Source organism: Vibrio sp. A2-1 (assembly GCF_021728355.1).
Lineage (GTDB): Bacteria > Pseudomonadota > Gammaproteobacteria > Enterobacterales > Vibrionaceae > Vibrio > Vibrio splendidus_K.
Window position 1 is genome coordinate 800,645 of record NZ_JAKKCO010000002.1, and the last position, 19,602, is coordinate 820,246.

14 protein-coding genes are annotated in these 19,602 nt (G+C 44.8%); 7 read left to right on the plus strand and 7 right to left on the minus strand.

Annotation, left to right across the window (positions count from 1 at the left end):
* Positions 1-112 precede the first annotated feature (112 nt).
* Both L3V33_RS11215 and dacB read left to right on the plus strand, forming a co-directional pair.
* Positions 113-1,132: a porin gene (locus L3V33_RS11215; protein WP_237290388.1), complete on the plus strand. Its 1,020-nt coding sequence runs from the start codon at positions 113-115 to the stop codon at positions 1,130-1,132.
* A 113-nt stretch (positions 1,133-1,245) separates the two neighbouring features.
* The gene (dacB, locus tag L3V33_RS11220) at positions 1,246-2,679 is read left to right on the plus strand and encodes a serine-type D-Ala-D-Ala carboxypeptidase (protein ID WP_237290389.1); all 1,434 of its coding nucleotides are present in this window, start codon (positions 1,246-1,248) and stop codon (positions 2,677-2,679) included.
* A 136-nt stretch (positions 2,680-2,815) separates the two neighbouring features.
* Here the strand turns inward: dacB and L3V33_RS11225 are convergent, their stop codons facing one another.
* Together L3V33_RS11225 and tyrS are read right to left on the minus strand one after the other, a co-directional pair.
* On the minus strand, positions 2,816-3,661 hold the full coding sequence (locus tag L3V33_RS11225; RefSeq protein ID WP_026012370.1) for a magnesium transporter: 846 nt from the start codon (positions 3,659-3,661) through the stop codon (positions 2,816-2,818).
* A gap of 403 nt (positions 3,662-4,064) precedes the next feature.
* Positions 4,065-5,252 (minus strand): tyrosine--tRNA ligase, encoded by a 1,188-nt coding sequence (tyrS, locus tag L3V33_RS11230; protein WP_004734518.1) that lies wholly within the window; start codon positions 5,250-5,252, stop codon positions 4,065-4,067.
* Between the two features lie 129 nt (positions 5,253-5,381).
* On the opposite strand from tyrS, the gene L3V33_RS11235 reads away from it, so the two are divergent.
* Entirely contained in the window at positions 5,382-6,671 is a 1,290-nt protein-coding gene (locus L3V33_RS11235; RefSeq protein ID WP_237290390.1) for a peptidoglycan DD-metalloendopeptidase family protein, read from the plus strand.
* Between the two features lie 96 nt (positions 6,672-6,767).
* Here L3V33_RS11235 and L3V33_RS11240 read toward each other — a convergent pair whose 3' ends face one another.
* The 3 genes from L3V33_RS11240 to erpA form a co-directional block, all read right to left on the minus strand.
* Positions 6,768-9,875, minus strand: coding sequence for an efflux RND transporter permease subunit (locus L3V33_RS11240; RefSeq protein ID WP_237290391.1), 3,108 nt, complete (start codon positions 9,873-9,875; stop codon positions 6,768-6,770).
* Between the two features lie 10 nt (positions 9,876-9,885).
* On the minus strand, positions 9,886-11,010 hold the full coding sequence (locus tag L3V33_RS11245) for an efflux RND transporter periplasmic adaptor subunit (RefSeq protein WP_054547512.1): 1,125 nt from the start codon (positions 11,008-11,010) through the stop codon (positions 9,886-9,888).
* A gap of 339 nt (positions 11,011-11,349) precedes the next feature.
* On the minus strand, positions 11,350-11,691 hold the full coding sequence (gene erpA / locus L3V33_RS11250; RefSeq protein ID WP_004734539.1) for an iron-sulfur cluster insertion protein ErpA: 342 nt from the start codon (positions 11,689-11,691) through the stop codon (positions 11,350-11,352).
* Between the two features lie 296 nt (positions 11,692-11,987).
* On the opposite strand from erpA, the gene hemL reads away from it, so the two are divergent.
* Positions 11,988-13,283, plus strand: a complete 1,296-nt coding sequence (gene hemL, locus L3V33_RS11255) for a glutamate-1-semialdehyde 2,1-aminomutase (protein ID WP_017084255.1) — start codon at positions 11,988-11,990, stop codon at positions 13,281-13,283.
* A 141-nt stretch (positions 13,284-13,424) separates the two neighbouring features.
* Here the strand turns inward: hemL and L3V33_RS23165 are convergent, their stop codons facing one another.
* Positions 13,425-13,550 carry a hypothetical protein gene (locus L3V33_RS23165; protein WP_004734537.1) on the minus strand — a complete coding sequence of 42 codons (126 nt, stop codon included), beginning with the start codon at positions 13,548-13,550 and terminating at the stop codon, positions 13,425-13,427.
* 76 nt (positions 13,551-13,626) lie between these two features.
* Between L3V33_RS23165 and L3V33_RS11260 the strand changes: the two genes are divergently transcribed.
* The 3 genes from L3V33_RS11260 (at position 13,627) to L3V33_RS11270 (ending at position 19,451) form a co-directional block, all read left to right on the plus strand.
* The gene (locus L3V33_RS11260) at positions 13,627-14,712 is read left to right on the plus strand and encodes an AI-2E family transporter (protein ID WP_004734536.1); all 1,086 of its coding nucleotides are present in this window, start codon (positions 13,627-13,629) and stop codon (positions 14,710-14,712) included.
* Between the two features lie 110 nt (positions 14,713-14,822).
* Positions 14,823-15,845: a 16S rRNA (guanine(1207)-N(2))-methyltransferase RsmC gene (rsmC, locus tag L3V33_RS11265; protein ID WP_237290392.1), complete on the plus strand. Its 1,023-nt coding sequence runs from the start codon at positions 14,823-14,825 to the stop codon at positions 15,843-15,845.
* A gap of 216 nt (positions 15,846-16,061) precedes the next feature.
* Positions 16,062-19,451, plus strand: coding sequence for a response regulator (locus L3V33_RS11270; protein WP_054547509.1), 3,390 nt, complete (start codon positions 16,062-16,064; stop codon positions 19,449-19,451).
* 58 nt (positions 19,452-19,509) lie between these two features.
* Here L3V33_RS11270 and L3V33_RS11275 read toward each other — a convergent pair.
* Positions 19,510-19,602: integrase core domain-containing protein (locus tag L3V33_RS11275; protein ID WP_150330743.1), on the minus strand; the 93-nt coding region annotated here is incomplete at its 5' end.

A 19,602-nucleotide genomic window follows, 5' to 3' on the forward strand; every position in this document is an offset into this window, starting at 1 on the left:
TCACGCTTTTGTTCTAAGCATGATTATGAAGCTTGATTAATACGAGCAATACACAAAAAGGATTCAAATCCTTAATAAATACCTTTATGGACAGTAATTAGGAATTAATAACATGAACAAGACTATGATCGCGCTTGCTGTATCTGCTGCAGCTCTTGCTACTGGCGCTAACGCGGCAGAACTATACAACCAAGACGGCACTTCTCTAGACATGGGCGGTCGCGCTGAAGCTCGCCTATCTATGAAAGATGGCAAAGCGTCTGACGAATCTCGTATCCGTCTTAACTTTCTAGGTAAAGTTGAAATCCAAGACGGTCTATACGGTGTTGGTTTCTACGAAGGTGAGTTCACTACTGCTGACAACGATGACGGTTCTGACCTAGACAACCGTTACACCTACGCAGGTCTAGGCGGCACATTCGGTGAAGTGACTTACGGTAAAAATGACGGCGCTCTAGGCGTAATCACAGACTTCACTGATATCATGGCTTACCACGGTAACTCTGCGGCAGACAAACTGGCTGCTGCTGACCGTACGGACAACATGCTTTCTTACAAAGGTCAATTCCAAGACCTAGGTGTTAAAGCAAGCTACCGCTTCGCTGACCGTGATGGCGTTGATGCTAACGGCGAATTCACTGACAATGGTAAAGATGGTTACTCACTATCTGGTATTTATGCAATCGGCGAAACTGGCCTTAAGCTAGGTGCTGGTTATGCTGACCAAGATAAGAGCAATGAATACATGCTTTCTGGTTCTTACACTATGGGTGACCTATACTTTGCTGGTGTATTTACAGACGGTGAAAAACAACAGAATAATGGTACTAACGACCTAAACTCTGCGGTTGATTACACAGGTTACGAATTAGCAGCGGCTTACACACTAGGCCAAACTGTATTCTCTTCTACGTACAACAATGCTGAAACTGATAGCGAAACGTCTGCAGACAACATTGCAATTGATGCAACTTACTACTTCAAGCCTAACTTCCGTGGCTACGTATCGTACAACTTCAACCTTATCAGCAAAGGTGATAAAATTGGAACTATTGATACTTCAGCATCAACTACCGCAACGTCTGCTCAAGCTGAAGACGAGCTAGCTCTAGGTCTACGTTACGATTTCTAGTTCTGATTACCTAATTGATTAATTAGTTAATTGAGAATCAAAACGCCCGCTCTCTAGCGGGCGTTTTTTATATCTGTATACTTGAAAACATCAGCCATCCAAGAAAATCTTCTATGCGCCTTCTATCCAATCTACTTCTATGTGGCTTATCACTTGGTAGTTACTCAATTAACGCTTTCGCATATACCCCTCTTGATAAACTGCCCGATGGCAGCAGCACAAGCTTAATACTGCAGTCATTGAGTGGCGATTCAAGTGAAATAAATACCGACACTGCTGGCTTTTACCCACCAGCCAGCACTTTAAAACTGGTCACAGCTTTGGCGGCTAAATTGGAACTGGGAGATGACTTTCACTACACAACCAACATAGTTCGTTCTAATAAAGATGTTGTGATCTCATTTAGTGGCGACCCGACGCTACAACGAGAGCAGTTAAAAAGGCTTTTAGCTCAATATGCTAAATCACAATCTAAAACCATTAACGGTAACCTTTATCTCGATAACTCAGCTTATACGGGCTATCAACGAGCGGTGGGTTGGCCTTGGGACATTCTAGGCGTTTGTTACAGCGCACCTTCTAGCGCAATGACCTTAGACAGTAACTGCGCACAAGCCTCTATTTATACAAAAGATAACGGCAGCACTCGAGTCTATATTCCCGCCCACTATCCGATAGACGTGACAACCACCGCGGCCACCGTAACTCGCTCAGGGCAGAAGGCGACACAATGCGACTTAGAGCTCATTACTACTCCAGACAACGCTTACAAGCTCTCTGGTTGCTTAGTTGAGCGTAAGAAACCACTACCGCTCAAGTTTGCGATTCAAAATCCAGAGCTTTATACCTACCAAGTCGTGACCTCACTGCTTAAAGAGCTGAAAATCCAAGTTAAAGGCGATGTGATTGTTGGTAAAAAAGCTAAAGCAGACAAAACTACGTTAGTCGCGAGCCACCATTCTGAAAAGCTTCCTGAACTGCTCGATACCATGTTGAAGAAATCAGACAACCTAATCGCAGACAACCTCACCAAAACACTGGGTGCAACGTTTTATGTCCAGCCTGGTAGTTTCAATAACGGCACCGAAGCGATAAAACAGATATTACTGACCAAGGCCAACATTGACCTAAACAAAGCACAGTTGGTTGATGGCTCAGGGTTATCGAGGAATAATCGCATGACCTCGCAAACTATGGCTCAGGTTCTGCGTTACATCTGGGATAACGACAAACAGCTCAACCTGATTGAGGCTATGCCTACATCTGGCACTAATGGAACGCTCAAGTACCGTCAGAGTATGAGAAAAGCACCAATCCAAGGTAATATTATTGCGAAAAGTGGATCTTTGTACGGTAGCTACAACATGGCAGGTTTTGGTTTAGATAAAGCGGGCAATCCAAACTCTCTGTTTGTACAGTTTGTCCGTGATTACTTCCCTGAAGAGCAAGATCCAGAAAAACCTGTAGAAGCACCAATCACCCAGTTTGAACGAGCTTTCTACAAAGGTGTGGTCGAATTCAGTCAAACACAAAGCAAATCTAAGTAATGTTTAGCTCTCTGTAAGCTTCTACTTAAACAATAAAAATGGCGCTGAAGATCGTATGATCTTCAGCGCCATTTTTGTTTCTAAGGTGTTTTTCTTCGGAAGTGCTTTTTGTTTCCAAAGTTTTTATTTATAGGCGTTAAGCGATACCCAAAAATGAATTCACTACCGTGAAGTAAATCCACATCCCTGAAATGTCGACTACTGAAGCCAAAACAGGGCTCACCAGCACCGCCGGATCTAACTTGAATAACCGAGCAACAATCGGCAATCCAGCGCCAAGCACGGTTGATATTGTCACTTGAATAAACAGAGCGACAGCAATCGCGTAAGCAATCATATTAATGTCATAACCACCCGTTGATTGGTTGTCACTGAACAGTAAGATGCGACCTATCATCACCAAGGCAATCGCAAGTGCCAAGCAGATAGCAACTCTAAATTCTTTCCACAGAACGTTCGCCCATTGGCGCTTCTTCAACTCGCCTGTGGCTAAGGCCCTGATGACCAAAGTCGCGGCTTGTGTTCCGGTGTTACCACCAGCAGCAGCAATTACAGGCATGTAAATTGCCAAAAGTACCAACTGACTGAGGATGTCTTCATACTGGGCAATGATAAGCCCTGAGACGATTCCCAATAGTGCTAACGCAATAATCCAACCAATACGCTGCCTAACATGGCTAAGCACTCCAGTTGAAAGGTAACCTTGTTGAGGCTCAACCTCTGAGTAGATCAGCCCTAGTTGGTGAGCTAGATGTCGTGAGCGCTTCTCAAAGCCCTGCTCTTCTAGCTCACTAAGTAAAGTCTGAATAATACTGAGAGAGCATTGCCCAAGTACTAACACCGCATCTTCAAGTGGCATTCGGTTTAAAAGGTTAATTTGTTGCTCACGCCCATACTGTTGAAATGCATTCGATACAGCTTGGATGTCTTGCTCTGTGTACAAAGCTTCGATAGATAAAAAAGTGTTGTTCATTACCGTCATGGCGAATCTCCCGATTGGCAAAGGTAACGACCATCAAAACAAATAGCATAAGTTTATAGATTTATAGATTAATGCGCACCAAGAGCTGAAAGCTACTGGTGTGTCTACTTGTTAGAATCTAGTGTGTGGAAAAGAATGAGGGGGAAAAACAAAGATACCCTACCCGAACGGCAGGACAATAGATCAATACCGAGACGGGTTATTCTTCTCCATTCAAACTAGGAGGATGGTCGGTATTGTTCATAAAAATCTCCAGAATTACTGTCAATATGACAGCGCGCATAGTGTAGCAATGCACGTTCAAAAACTTCGTCAACTTTCTGTCAATAAATAGGGGGCAATAAAAAAGGCATCCGTAGATGCCTTTCGGTATAACTATCACAATTTAATATATAGATTGATATTATTTGATAGTGATACGAGCAAACTTACGTTTACCAACTTGGTAAACCGCAGTACCAGCTTCAGGTACGAACTTGCTGTCTTCAATCTTCTCGCCTTCAAGCTTAGCAGCGCCTTGCTTGATCATACGCATCGCATCAGAAGTAGAGTTTACAAGACCCGCTTCTTTTAGAACGTTAGCAATCGGTAGGCCGGCTTCGAATTCAAATTCAGGCATCTCATCAGGAACTTGGTTTTTAGCAAAACGGTTAACGAACTCTTGCTCAGCCGCTTCAGCATCCGCTTCACTGTGGAAACGAGCAATGATCTCTTTCGCTAGAAGTACTTTAACGTCACGAGGGTTTTTGCCCGCCTCAACGCCAGCTTTCAGTTCCGCAACTTCTTCAAGTGGACGGAAAGACAGTAGCTCGTAGTAGCTCCACATTAGATCGTCAGAGATAGACATGATCTTACCAAACATCTCGCTTGGTGCTTCGCTAATACCGATGTAGTTGTGCGCAGACTTAGACATCTTCTTAACGCCGTCTAGACCTACAAGTAATGGCATCATCAGTACCGCTTGTGGTTTTTGACCTGCTGCTTTTTGCAGTTCACGACCCATTAGAAGGTTAAACTTCTGGTCAGTACCACCAAGCTCAACATCACTCTCTAGTGCAACAGAGTCGTGACCTTGTAGAAGTGGGTACATGAATTCGTGGATTGCGATCGGTTGACCACCAGCGTAACGCTTTTTAAAGTCATCACGCTCAAGCATACGAGCAACAGTTTGGTTAGAAGCAAGACGAATCATGCCTTCAGCACCAAGCTCAGATAGCCACTCAGAGTTGAAACGAATTTGCGTTTTCGCAGGATCTAGAATCTTGAATACTTGCTCTTTGTAAGTTTCAGCATTCTTCAATACGTCTTCACGGCTTAGCGGTGGACGCGTTGAGTTCTTACCTGATGGATCACCAACCATTGCAGTGAAATCACCAATAAGGAATGTCACTTCATGACCAAGCTCTTGGAAAGCACGAAGCTTGTTAAAGATAACCGTATGGCCTAGGTGAATATCTGGAGCAGTTGGATCGGCACCCAGCTTAATGCGTAAAGGACGACCTTCTTTTAATTTAGCAATCAGTTCGTCTTCTGGAATCAGTTCTTCTACGCCACGTTTGATCTCGGCTAGTGCAGCTTCAATACTCGCCATTCTTGTTCACTCCCACAGATTTGGCAAAAATATAATAATTAGACATCTTACTTGAATAGCGATGTATTTTGAAACCAGTTACACTATTCCGTCGTCGATTTTCATAATATTTACAGAACGAACCGGAACATGTTGTCTATTTTTGCACGCCTTCCTATTTTGCACCGGGCTTTTATCGCATTTTTTAGTGCCGTAATTTTCGTCGCGATCTTCTTACTCCCCGATGTCAGCAGTTTGCGTGACGATACGGGCGCTTTAGTGGTGGGGAAACATTACCCACTGACTATCAATGCATCCGCGCTTGTTAGCTCGAGTGACGCACCGCCGACGGCAGTGCTTAATTGGGAGAAATACACCGTCCGTTCAGGCGAAAGCACCTCTGTCTTATTTGAACGTATTGGCCTCTCATACCGCTTGCTGATCACGCTACTCAATACCAATAATGATATTAAGAAGCAGCTGTCTAACCTAAGACCTGGCGATGTATTGCAGTTTGGTTTTGATGAAAACAACGACCTTATTCAGTTAAAACGACAACTTAGTGCGTTTGAAAGCTTCAAGATCACTAAGTCTGGCAAGTCTTTCTCATCAAGCTTCGACAAAAAAGAAGTGGCCTACCAGTACAACTATGCCGAAGCCAACATCACTTCTAACTTCTGGAATGCAGGCGTCAATGCAGGCCTAACTGCAAACCAAATCATGGAACTGGCGGGTATATTCGGTTGGGATATCGACTTTGCGTTAGATATTCGCAACAACGACAGCTTCAAAATCTTGTACCAAGAGAAAGTGGTTGAAGGCGAAGTTGTTGGTCGCGGTAAGATTATGGCGGCCGTATTCAAAAACCAAGGTGATTCATTTACCGCGGTATTGGATGATAAGAGTGGCAACTATTTCGATGAGAACGGTCGCGCAATGAAGAAAGCCTTCCTGCGATCACCGATTGATTTCCGTCGTGTGACATCCAACTTTAACCCTAATCGAAAACACCCAGTAACCGGCAAGGTTCGAGCGCACCGAGGCACCGACTATGCAGCTCCTGTTGGCACGCCGATATGGGCAGCCGGTGACGGTATTGTTCAGAAGTCGGGTTATAACCAATTCAACGGTAACTATGTTTTCATTCGACACAGCAACACCTACATCACCAAGTACCTGCACATGAAGCGACGTATGGTGAAAACGGGGCAGCGCGTAAAACAAGGTCAAACCATTGGTACTTTGGGTGGTACAGGTCGTGTTACAGGCCCGCACTTACACTATGAATTCTTAGTCAATGGCGTACATAAGAATGCGCGTACCGTGAAATTACCGCAATCTAAGTCGTTAACAGGTAAAGCAAAAGCAACATTTATTGCGAACTCAGAAATTCGATTGAGTAACCTTGAGCGATACGGCCAGTTACTAGCAACTAATTAGGCTACTAGTGACTAATTAGATTAATAGCCATATAAACCAACGAAAAGAGCGCCCACCTAGGCGCTCTTTTTATTTCCGTCGAACTAGGACTTATCTTTAACAGTCGTTGCTTGAGAGAACATCGGGCTTCTTATCTCGCCCTAACATCAACAGACAAGGTGTCAGGACCAAGGTTAGTACCGTTGCAAAGGCCAAACCTCCCGCAATGGCCGTAGCGAGTTGCGACCACCACTGCGTGCTCGGCGCTCCGAATTCTATCTTTTGATTAATCAGATCGATGTTCATTTCTAACACCATCGGCATCAAGCCTAAAATGGTGGTAACCGTAGTAAGCATTACTGGTCTTAAACGCTGAACACCCGTCCTGAGAATCGCATCTCGCTTGTCCAAGCCGCGTTTTATCAGTTGGTTATAGGTATCAATCAGCACAATATTGTTGTTTACCACAATTCCTGCCAGCGCTATCACTCCAATACCGGACATCACAATGCCAAACGGACGCTGGAAGATAAGCAAACCAACAAACACACCAACCGTTGAGAACAGCACCGCACTAAGAATCAAAAACGCTTGATAGAAGCTATTGAACTGAGTAATCAAAATCAAAGCCATCACCGCCAATGCAACTAAGAAAGCACTTTGTAAGAAGGCTGACGAGTTTTCTTGTTCTTCATTTTGACCACGAATACGAAACTCGACACTACTTGGTAAACCTAACTCACTTAACGCTTGCTCAATCTTTGGCAGTTCGAGTGCAAGGTTATAACCCTCTTCCATATCCGCCATGATGTTCACAACACGCTTACCATCAAGACGCTTTATCGTGTCCTGCTTATGGTCTGGCACAATCTGAGCAAAGTTAGTGATCGGCACCAAGCCTGCTGGTGTTTTAACTCTTAGTTGGTCAAAGCGCCCAATATCTCTTTTATCGCTTGGATAGCGCACCAAGATATCGACCTCTTCTGAAGAATCATCTGGGAGGTAATCGCCAATCTTTAGCCCGTTAGTGACGAATTGAACCGTATTACCCACCAAGGTCGCATCAGCCGAAAAACGCGCAGCATCATCTCTGCGAATATCCACTTTCCAATCGATGCCATCTTTACTCGCGGTATCACTTATATTGGTCAGCGCCTGATTGCCATCCGCCCAGTTTCTTACAATTTTTGCAGCCTGATTCAGCTGCTCTGCTGTTCTTGCCGACAGCTCAATCACTAAGTCATTCTCAACCGGAGGCCCTGCATCTGGAAACTTATATTCAATCTCGACCCCTGCGAATTGATCGGTGTGCACCTTTAATTCTTCAATGATCGCCTTAACACTGCGACGGTATTGCCAATCCACAGGGGTGATCGATATCAAACCAATCTGATCGTCCCCACCCGTTCGCGTGTAAACAGTATCGAACTCATCATGATTGAGCATCATCTGTTCAATATCACGCATGATGACATCTTTCTCTTGGATGGATAGATCACCATGAGAACGAACTTTGACGTTAAAGAATGGCGGATCAACTTCTGGGAAGAACTCTGCACCTAGCCCCGCTTTTGAATACGTAAAACCAACCGCAACCGCAAGTAATATCGCACTGAAAAGAATCTTAAAGGGGTGCTTAATCGCAATCGACAACGTGTGGTAGTACGCTTTGGTTAAGCCTGTCGCTTGTGAAAAGTCGCCATTATGCAGTGCCACCATTCGAGCTTGGCTTTTGGGCGATACATATTGAGGTTTACCAATCAAACCACCGAGTACAGGCACAAACAACAACGCCATAATCAATGAAGCGGTTAAGGTTGCAATCAACGTTAATGGCAAGAACTTCATGAATTCGCCCGTCACATCCGGCCAAAACAGTAACGGAGCAAATGCCGCCAACGTTGTCGCAGTAGACGCTGTTATCGGCCATGCCATACGCTTAGCGGCATCCCGGTAAGCGGCTTTACGTCCTTCACCTTCTTGCATTCGCCTGTCGGCAAACTCGGTAACCACAATTGCGCCATCGACCAACATGCCCACAGCCATGATCAACGAGAACAGCACCACGATGTTGACGGTTAGACCAAACACAGACAACACCAACAATCCCGTGAGGAACGATCCAGGAATTGAAATTCCGACCAATAGCGCGGTTCGAACACCAAGAATGGCGATGATAACGATCACCACTAAGATGATGGCGGATAAGATATTATTTTGAAGATCATTAAGCATGATCTTCACATCTTTAGATTCGTCCCACGTGTACTTAACTAGCAAATTATTTGGCCAGCCCTCTTGCTGCTGAGCACCAGCCATTACCGCTTTGACTAACTCAACGGTTTCAATGATGTTTTCACCTGCACGTTTCTTGATATCCAAGACAACCGCGGATTTGCCATCTAAACGGGCAAAGCTTTCAGGATCTCGAAACGCTCGGCGAACCGTAGCCACATCGCCAAAAGTGACCACCTGTTTACCATCCACTTTGATTGGCAACTCAAGTACGTCTTTTAAGGAGTTAAACACAGAAGGGACTTTGACAGAAAAACGCCCGTAGCCTGTATCAACAAAGCCTGCGGCCACCACTCGGTTATTCAAAGCAATCAGATTATAGATGTCCGCTTGATCTAGGCTGTAACTCTCCATCAATAATGGATCAACGATGATTTCCACGATGTCATCGCGATCGCCTGCAATGTCGACTTCAAGGATCTGACGATAGCTCTCGAGTTTATCTCCGAGCTCTCGAGCGATTTGTACTATGGTGCGCTCAGGCACGGTACCAAACAGAACCACTGACAACACAGGCTGCTCAGAAGCAAGCGTCACCTCATTCACGGTTGGCTCATCGCTGTCTTCTGGCAATTTGGGCTTAGCCAGATCAACGGCATCGCGAACATCAGCCATTGCTTTGGTGAGGTCAACACCGACATTAAATTCCAACACAACAGAGGCATGGCCTTCTGCTGCCGTTGCCGTCATCTCTTTTACGCCTTCAATAGACCTAAGCTCTTGTTCTATTGGTCGAACTAATAAACGTTCGGCATCAGTAGGAGAGATACCTTGATGCCCTACAGAAACATAGATAATAGGAATCGTAATGTCAGGGCTCGATTCCTTAGGGATCGTAATATAAGTCACAGCACCCGCGACAAGGATTAACGCTAAAAGGGAGAGCATTGTTCGAGCTCGAGACAAGGCTGCATCAATAATTGAATACATCGGCTATCTCCTACTCAGCAATTACATTAGAGAGTTCAGCGCCTTGCTCAACAGCAACCACCGAATCACCATCACGTACAAACCCTTGGCCTACTGTAATGATATCGACGCGTTGTCCAAGTCCTGTGAGCCAAACTCCATCTTGCTCTGCCTTTACTAGCTGAATGCCTACAAATTTCACGGTTGGTGAGTCATCGACTGAAACCAAAGTTTTGACCCCAAGGTTACCTGCCTCATCCAGTGCCAGCATGGCAGGTGTAATCTTGATTGCATCTCTTGTTTCTAGGTTGAGTGTTACTTCTGCACTGACACCTGCAGGTAATAGGCCTTTGGAGTTATCGATTTCAATCTCTATTGGGAAGGTATTGGTAGCAGCAGAAGAGATTCGAGAAACATAGCGTAAGCGGCCTTCCGCTTCTTCTCGCCCTAACAAGCGAACCAAAGCAGATTGATTGACTAACAAGTGTTGGATATGACGCTCACTGACATCGGCCTCAATAACCAAAGGATCGAGGTCAATCACGCCTGCGACCGGATCGCCAACCCCAACAAAGTCACCAAGCTCCACCATCAAATCTTGAACCACACCCGAAAAAGGCGAAGTAATCACAGTATTCTTTAAAGCCAGTTCCGCATTGCGCTTCATGGCCTTTGCTTCCGTTAATGAAGCCTCAGCGGTGGTATAAGCTATCTCACCTTGCAGCCCTCTTTTCTTCAAAGATTGCGCCGCTTTGAATTCTTTCTGCTTCAAGCGATATAACGCAGATGCTCGCTCTAGTTGAATCTCTAAATCACCTTTATCTATCTGGGCAATGGCTTGTCCAAATTTAACCGCATCGCCCTTCACAACGTTCAATCTAACAACCTTGCCCGCAACTTCTGCTCCTAAACGAGCATGCCTATCGGGCGCCGTTCGACCATAGAGATCAATCGTTTTAAAGGTCGGTGATGAAGTAAATGTTTGAAAGGAAACCTTAGCCAACGGAATTTCTGTCGCTTTTTTTTCAGGTGACTCTTCCGCTTGCCCCACTCCTAAACCAAGCCAAATCGACAACAGTACAACTAGCATCAGAGAAACCAACCACGGCTGCTTCAGTTTCTGAAAAAGTGGAGAGTTAGAAAATAGAGTGGGCATAGCAAATCCTTTTGTCCGATGTTATTAAGGCGCGCTAATTAGCTTAACACTGTCATATGCAACATCCTGATGCACTGCGGTAACCTTAACAGACCCACCCCCAACGAAGTTGGACTCTATCGACAGTTTAAAAAATATGGCGTTTACTATAAGTCAGGTAGATGAAATTAAGATTACACATTCCCAGCTAAAATACCTCTTAGTGTGTATGGCTAGAACAGGTCGAATTACTGTCTGTTTTATATGATGTATTGCTTAAAAACAAAAACGCCGAGCATGAGCTCAGCGTTTAAAATATTTCTAATGTAGCTCTCAGTTCAAGCTACCTTTCAGTTCACGTTAGACGCTAAATGATGCACCACAGCCACATGTTGTTGTCGCGTTCGGGTTGTTCACAAAGAAACGTGCGCCTTCTAGGCCTTCAGTGTAATCAACCATGCCGCCCATTAAGTACTGTAGGCTCATTGGGTCAACAACCAGCGTAACACCGCTGTTTACAATAGTAGTGTCGCCATCATTTACTTTTTCATCAAATGTGAAGCCGTATTGGAAACCACTACAACCGCCACCTGTAATGTATACACGCAGTTTTAGTTCTGGGTTTTCTTCTTCAGCAATTAGCGTTTGTACGCGTGTAGCTGCTGCATCAGAAAAAGACAATGGGATATTTACTTCGCTCACGACAACCTCTCTTACCTGTGTCAAAAACAACATGATACAAATCTAATTCGAGACCATAGTTGTTGAGTATTTTCTTATATTCTGGTGATTATCTAATACCTGACTGAAACGTTCAAGTATTCACCACAGGATCGTTCCTTTTACTGTCGTAAACTCGCCCATATCTGACAATTAAAACGTGTAACCACACAAAACAACCAGATTCGGGGGATTATATCGGCGAAAGCATTCCTAGTTGGATTCTGGATAGGTACAATGCGTGCCAATTGGTCCGACAGTCAAAAGAGGATATATCAATGACCAAATCAGCAGAACTGTATCAAAAGGCACAGCAAACTATTCCAGGTGGCGTTAACTCTCCAGTGCGCGCTTTTAACGGTGTAGGTGGTTCTCCAATCTTCGTTGATAGAGCTGACGGCCCACTTCTTTTTGATGCTGATGGGAAAGCATATATCGATTACGTTGGTTCTTGGGGCCCAATGATCCTTGGTCACAACCACGCAGTTATCCGTGAAGCTGTCATTGATGCAGCGCAACGCGGCCTTAGCTTCGGTGCTCCAACCGAAACTGAAATAAAAATGGCTGAACTTGTCTCTGAGATGGTTCCATCAATGGAACAGCTACGTATGGTGAGCTCAGGTACAGAAGCAACAATGAGTGCGATTCGTCTTGCTCGTGGCTTTACTGGTCGTGACAAAATTCTTAAGTTTGAAGGCTGTTACCACGGTCACGCAGACAGCCTACTGGTAAAAGCAGGTTCTGGTGCACTGACGTTAGGTCAACCAAGCTCTCCTGGCGTACCAGCTGATTTTGCGAAACTAACGCTAACAGCAACCTTCAACAATCTAGATTCAGTACGTGAAATCTTCGCAGCAAACAAAGGCGAGATCGCTTGTATCATCGTCGAGCCTGTAGCGGGCAACATGAACTGTATCCCACCAGTAGAAGGCTTCCACGAAGGTCTACGTGAAATCTGTGACCAAGAAGGTGCGTTGCTAATCTTTGATGAAGTAATGACAGGTTTCCGCGTTGCTGAAGGTTGTGCTCAGGCTTACTACAACATCAAGCCAGACTTAACGTGTCTTGGTAAAGTGATCGGCGGCGGCATGCCTGTGGGTGCTTTTGGTGGTCGTAAAGACGTGATGCAATACATCGCACCAACTGGGCCTGTTTACCAAGCGGGTACGCTTTCAGGTAACCCTGTTGCTATGGCTGCTGGCTACGCATGTTTGAACCTTCTAAGAGAAGAAGGCAACGAAAAGCGTCTAGCGTCAAAAACTAAGCAGTTGGCAAATGGCTTCAAGCAACTTGCTGACAAGCACGGCATCCCTATGCTAGTTCACCAAGTTGGCGGTATGTTTGGTTTCTTCTTCACAGACCAAGAAACTGTAACGTGCTACGAAGATGTAACTAAGTGTGATGTAGAACGCTTCAAGCGCTTCTTCCACCTAATGCTAGATCACGGTGTTTACCTTGCACCTTCAGCATTCGAAGCAAGCTTTACTTCTCTTGCTCATGGTTCAAAAGAACTGGATGCAACACTAGAAGCTGCTGACCGCTCTCTTGCGATCATTGCTGCTGAAAGCAAATAGTCGAAAGCACTTTATAAGTCGCTAACCGATTGAATTTAGGGCTGCATTAGATGCAGCCCTTTTTTATACATCGCGTTCATTAGCCACAAATATGACAGCTTATTTAGCCGTCGATTAAGGCCAAAGCTGAACCAAAAGCGACTAACGTTCCCAGAAAAGAAAAACCAACAACATCAAGGTGCCAAGGAACATTCTGAACCAAGGGATCTCTTTTTTTGTTTGCTGTTCTTCATCTTGGCATTTCTTATCTTTATTACAGCATCCCATTATCAAAACTCCTCATTGCTAACTCTCTGTTTTGCAGCCATTATAAACTCAGAACGCAAATATAGAGACCATTAACGTGTCAGAAAAACTCAAAATCAATACCAGCCACTGGGTGATCATCATCGCCCTACTTGCGGCGGCTTATGCTTGTTACTTGCTTATAGAGCCGTACGTCAACTCAATCGTGATGGCCTTTATCATTTCACTATTGATGTTCCCAATCCATGAGTGGCTTGAAAAAAAGCTCCCAAATAAAGAAAATATCGTCTCTCTGCTGTCTTGTGTGATTCTGACTTTCATTATTGTTATCCCTTTATTGGCAGTATTCGCAGCAATTGTTCAGCAAGGTTCTCTGTTCTCTCAGAACACCTACCAATGGGTGACCCACGGCGGTATTCAGACTCTGTTTGCACACCCATTAGTGGTCAAAGCGCTGTCATTTGTGAATAACTACTTGCCTTTCGACAACATTGAGCCTCAAGCCATCGCACAGAAAGTCGGTGAATTTGCGACCAGTTTTGGTTCAAAATTGGTTGGTATCAGTGCAAAAATCCTTGGTGATGCGACCAATTTCTTGATGGATTTCTTCTTGATGCTGTTTGTTCTGTTCTTCCTACTAAGAGATCACGACAAAATCATCAGTGTGGTTCGTCATATTCTTCCTTTATCTCGCAGCCAAGAAGACAAGCTTCTAACAGAGATTGAGCAAGTATCTAAATCAGCTGTAATGGGTTCATTCTTAACCGCAATAGCACAAGGTTTTGCGGGCGGTTTAGGTATGTGGATTGCCGGTTTCCCAGGCCTCTTCTGGGGCACCATGATGGGCTTTGCCTCTTTCATCCCAGTTGTAGGGACCGCTCTAATCTGGATCCCTGCGGCGACCTACTTGTTCCTAACAGGCGATACAACGTGGGCTATTTTCCTAACGGTTTACTGTGTAGCGATTGTTGGTTCGATTGATAATCTGCTTCGTCCGCTGCTGATGCAAGGCAGTGCAGGCATGAATACCTTGATGATCTTCTTCTCACTGTTAGGTGGTATTCAATTGTTTGGCCTAATTGGTCTTATCTACGGCCCGCTAATTTTTGCGATTACCATTGTCCTATTCAACATCTACGATGAAGAGTTTAAAGACTTTTTAAACCAGCAAGACAAGAGTTAACGAACTTGACGTCAACTTGATTGGCGAACCCGTATTAAACACTTCAAGCTTTGGGCGGATTATGCGAAAATCCGCCCTCATTTTTTGCTAACGATTCAATAGAGTGTCCTATGTCAGCTTATATTGCCCCAAGCCAGATTGCTCAACGTCAACTCGCCTACTTTGAAGGCAAACATGTTTTAGTTGCAGGTGAGGCAGAAGACTTATTCCCTGTTGAATTAGCGAAACATTGTGAATCAGTCACCGTGTTTACCTCTAATTACAGCTACTACCGTCAATTAGAAGGCTGCAACACCATCCAACGTTTTTATGGTGCGGAGTTTACCGAAGAAACCAAAGCCGACTTAGTAATGCTGTACTGGCCAAAGGCTAAAGCGGAAGCGGAATTTCTGTTGGCGATGTTATTTGCCAAGCTAGGTAAAGATACCGAGATTGTCGTAGTTGGCGAGAACCGTTCAGGCGTGAAAAGCATCGAGAAGATGTTTGCTCCTTACGGCAAAGTCGTGAAATACGATTCAGCGCGCCGTTGCTCTTTCTACTGGGGTCAATGCTTCGAGCAACCACAAGCCTTTAACCTGCAAGACTGGTTTAAAACCTATACAGTTAACATTGATGAGCAATCACTGACTGTAAAAAGCCTTCCAGGTGTGTTTAGTCACGGCCAATTTGATGTAGGTAGCCAACTGCTACTTGATACTCTGCCAAAACTGAAAGGTAAGGTACTGGATTTCGGTTGTGGTGCAGGTGTATTAGGCGCGGTAATGGCATCTCGCAACCCTGATATCGAGCTGGAAATGTGTGATATCAGCGCGTTCGCAGTCGCATCAAGCCAAGCAACCCTCGAAGCCAATGGTCTAACGGGCAAAGTTTTCGCTTCTGATGTTTATTCTGATACGTCTAAAGACTATCAGTTCATCATCAGTAACCCGCCTTTCCACTCAGGATTAGACACAAGCTACAGCGCAACGGAAACTCTGCTAGCGCAGGCACCAAAGCACCTGAAGCGCTCTGGTGAAATGATTATTGTTGCAAACAGCTTCTTAAAATACATACCTATTATTGAACAAGCGTTTGGAAAATGCGCGACTCTAAATAAGACCACTAAATTCGCGATATACCACGCAAACAAGTAGCCTATCTAACACAGCGCAGGGTCATAATCTGCGCTGTCTGTTCATATTTCTATCAAAACTCTATAAAAATGAGCTTTTGCACACGCTTTAAATACCACTTACTTGTCAAAGTAAAAAAACTCGTTAATTTCGTTAAATTGGAACCCATTAATTCTATTCTCTGTACTTGTTTTCTCCCCTTTTAGCAGTACATCAAAGGAAAGTAGTACCCAATTTATGTTTAGATTCTATCGAAAGCAGAAGTTTAAGCGCCTTCAAAATACCCTAATGCTGGCATTTCTTGTCCTCAGTATTACCCCAGTGACACTTATCGCGATATTTTTCCTCCAGTCGCACAGTCAGGATCTTCAGGAACAAAGTACTTCGCACCTTGTTTCAGTCCGTGATACTAAGCAACAGCAAATTGTCGATTACCTACAAGCTCAAGAGTCCCAAGTCATGGGCTTTGTTCGCTCAGAACTTGCCAATGCCAGTGGCGGGCGATTCTATGGTTTAATCAATGCGTTCCAACGCTTAGGGTTAGATATTGACGAAGCGCGCAGTAATGCGCAGCAGCGTTACATTCAAGGCTCAGGCGATCAAATCAAGACATCGATTCTTCCAGAATCTAGTAGCTTTATTGGCAGCGAACGTTATCGACTGCTTCACAAGCGCTACCATAACTCATATCAGGAATTGCTTAAGCGTTCAGACTTTGATGACATTCTATTAGTCGACATTAACGGTAACGTCGCTTACTCAATCTTTAAGCGTGATGATTACGGCACTAACTTGCTAACAGGTAAGTACAAAGATTCAAACCTAGGCGTTACCTTTCAACGCTTAGCAAAAGACGTAAAAGACAAACGTAAATCCAACGAGGACTATACACCGGTTATCGTTTCTGACTTTAAAGATGAGAACGGTAAGCAGACGGCTTGGTTAGGTGCGCCTATTGTTCAACAAGGCTACCTGCACAGTTACGCCATGTTTAGGCTGCCAATCAATGGGATTACTAAGCTGATCGCGGATCTCAACAAGAGTTCAAATATTCAAACACTGCTTGTGGGTGATGATCACCTGCCACGCAGCCTCGCCCATTCGCAAGAGTCGATTAATTTAAGCTTAGACGTTGTCGACAAAGCATTGGCTGGCGAAACGGCCGTAGGTACGTTCAACAACACTCAAGATCAAGCGATCATCGCAGCATATACCCCAATTGAGCTGAAATACGCAACATGGGCTCTTGTCGTAGAGCTGCCAGAAAAAGAGGCGTTTGCCCGTATTCATCAGTTAGAGAAGATCTTCGTGATCGTGATGCTAACGGCGATCATTCTTGTGTTTGTCGCATCGCATTATCTGTCCAATTTCATCACTTCCCCTCTCCTCAAGCTCACATGGGCTGCCGAGAAAGTCTCTGCTGGTGATCTTGATGAAACCATGATCAATACCGAACGCAAAGATGAAATAGGTCGACTCGCGGTTAGCTTCGAAAGAATGCAGCGATCGATCCGTGAAAAAATGCAGCTCATCAAGAGCCAAAACGGTGAGCTTGAGGACAACCTTAAGACCATTCAGAAGCAAAACGAAGAATTGCAACTGGCGAACAAACTTAAAGATGAATTCTTAGCCACCACCTCACATGAATTGAGAACGCCATTGCATGGCATGGTTGGCATCGCTGAAGCGCTAATATCTGGTGCTAACGGCCCTATTCCTGCCAACCAGAAGTACCAATTGGATATCATCATCAATAGTGGTCAGAGGTTGGCTACACTGGTTGATGACCTGCTTGATTACCATAAAATGCGCTATGGCAGCTTGGATATTAAGAAGTCTGCTGTTGATTTATCTGCTGCCACCAGCTTAGTGCTTGAGTTATCTCATCATCTGTTAGGTAACAAACCAATCCGCATAATTAACCAAGTGCCAAGTGATTTAGGGCTCGTTTCATCGGATCCTCAACGACTTGAGCAAGTGATGTATAACTTGGTTGGCAATGCCATCAAGTACACATCAGAAGGTAAGATTGTTATCTCAGCAAGCGTCATCGACGACAACATTCGAGTACAAGTTGTTGATACCGGCCAAGGTATACCTGCTGAATATCTTGAACACATCTTTGAGCCATTGATTCAAGCTGGCCAAGACGCAAGTAGCTATCGTCAAGGTGCCGGCCTTGGGTTATCCATCAGTCGTCAGTTAATCGAATTGATGGGTGGGTCACTGTATGTAAGTAGCCAGCCGATGCTTGGCACTACGTTCAGCTTCACATTACCTTTAGCTACCCAAGAAGAACTGGATTGCTACAGTGAATCAGGGAGCTACTCACACTTCCAAGCGCCCGATTTAATCGATAACAGCCAGCAAGAAAACAGCGTTATCAGTGAAAACCCAGATGGCCCGTTATTGGTAATTGCTGATGATGAGCCGGTAAACCTACGCGTGCTAGACAGCTTCTTGAAATTGGAAGGTTATCGAGTACGTACCGCATGTGACGGCCCTGAAACCATCGAGTTGATTGAAAAAGAGAAACCAGAATTACTTCTGCTCGATATTATGATGCCGGGTATGAGTGGCTATCAAGTGTGTGAGGCGCTACGTAAACAGTATGACCATGCACAATTGCCAATCATTATGCTCACTGCACTAAACCAAGCAGAAGACCGGGTTCGCGGTTTCGAAGCGGGTGCCAATGACTATTTATCCAAGCCTTTCAACAAACAAGAACTGGCGGCTCGAATTACTGCGCACCTATCAGCAAGCAAAGCTGAGCAAAGACGTCTTGAGAATGATCAGCTGCAACTAGAACTTAAACACAGGGCCATGGTTGAAGCTAACCTACTAGAAACTCAAGGTCGCTTGTTGGAGCAGTTAGAGTCAGCCCCTGAAGCCATCATCTGTATTCGTGATGACCAACGTATTCGCTTCGCCAACGAAGCGGCTGCTAAGCTGTTTAGACGTGGGCAAGAACAACTCAAGCGCTCAATGGCCGACGAGATCATCGCGCCTAAATACCTGAAGGTGGAACAAGCTCACTACTGTGGTGATATTGATATCTATATAGACGACACACGTCAGCGCATTCCAAGTGACATCCTTAAGCTACCTGAAGGCTCAGGGCTCGACACCATGTATATCTTCAATGTCGGTGGTGGCGTTAACTCAAACCGAGTCAATAACCTTGAAACAGCGGTTGAGGCACTTTCAAGCTACGCCTTTGAAGGTGACAAAGATAAGCTTCAACAACTGAAGGAGCTTGGCGGTGAATTTACTCGCCTTGCTGATAAGGCAACCGGTGAAGGTAAAAACAAACAAGAGCTGATGCGTGAAGTACTAGTCGATGTCATGACCAATGCCATTATCTACTGGGAGTCTGTTACTGGGGAGACCAAGTTTGCTTTCGCAGAAAAGAGTGGCTTGTGGCGAGTCTACTTAGACCGTAGTACCCTGCAAACGAGAACGCTAGACAAATACCTACGCGTAGAAACTCTACCGAAAACACCTCGCTGGCGAACGGTACTGAGCTCTATCGAATTCATTCTTGAGCACTGTAAAGAACAAACACCAGAAAGAACTCATATCGAGATGCTAAGAGATAAACTGCAGAAACTACTGACCAGCTAACCCTGAAGTAATATCACGATACTGTGACCCGTCCTGATATGGGTTGACACTTGATTGACTAAAACGCTCGATGTATTTCATCGGGCGTTTTGTATTTTAGAGCTGTGTGAGGCCTATATTCATTATAGATTTTTACTGATTCGGCGACCAT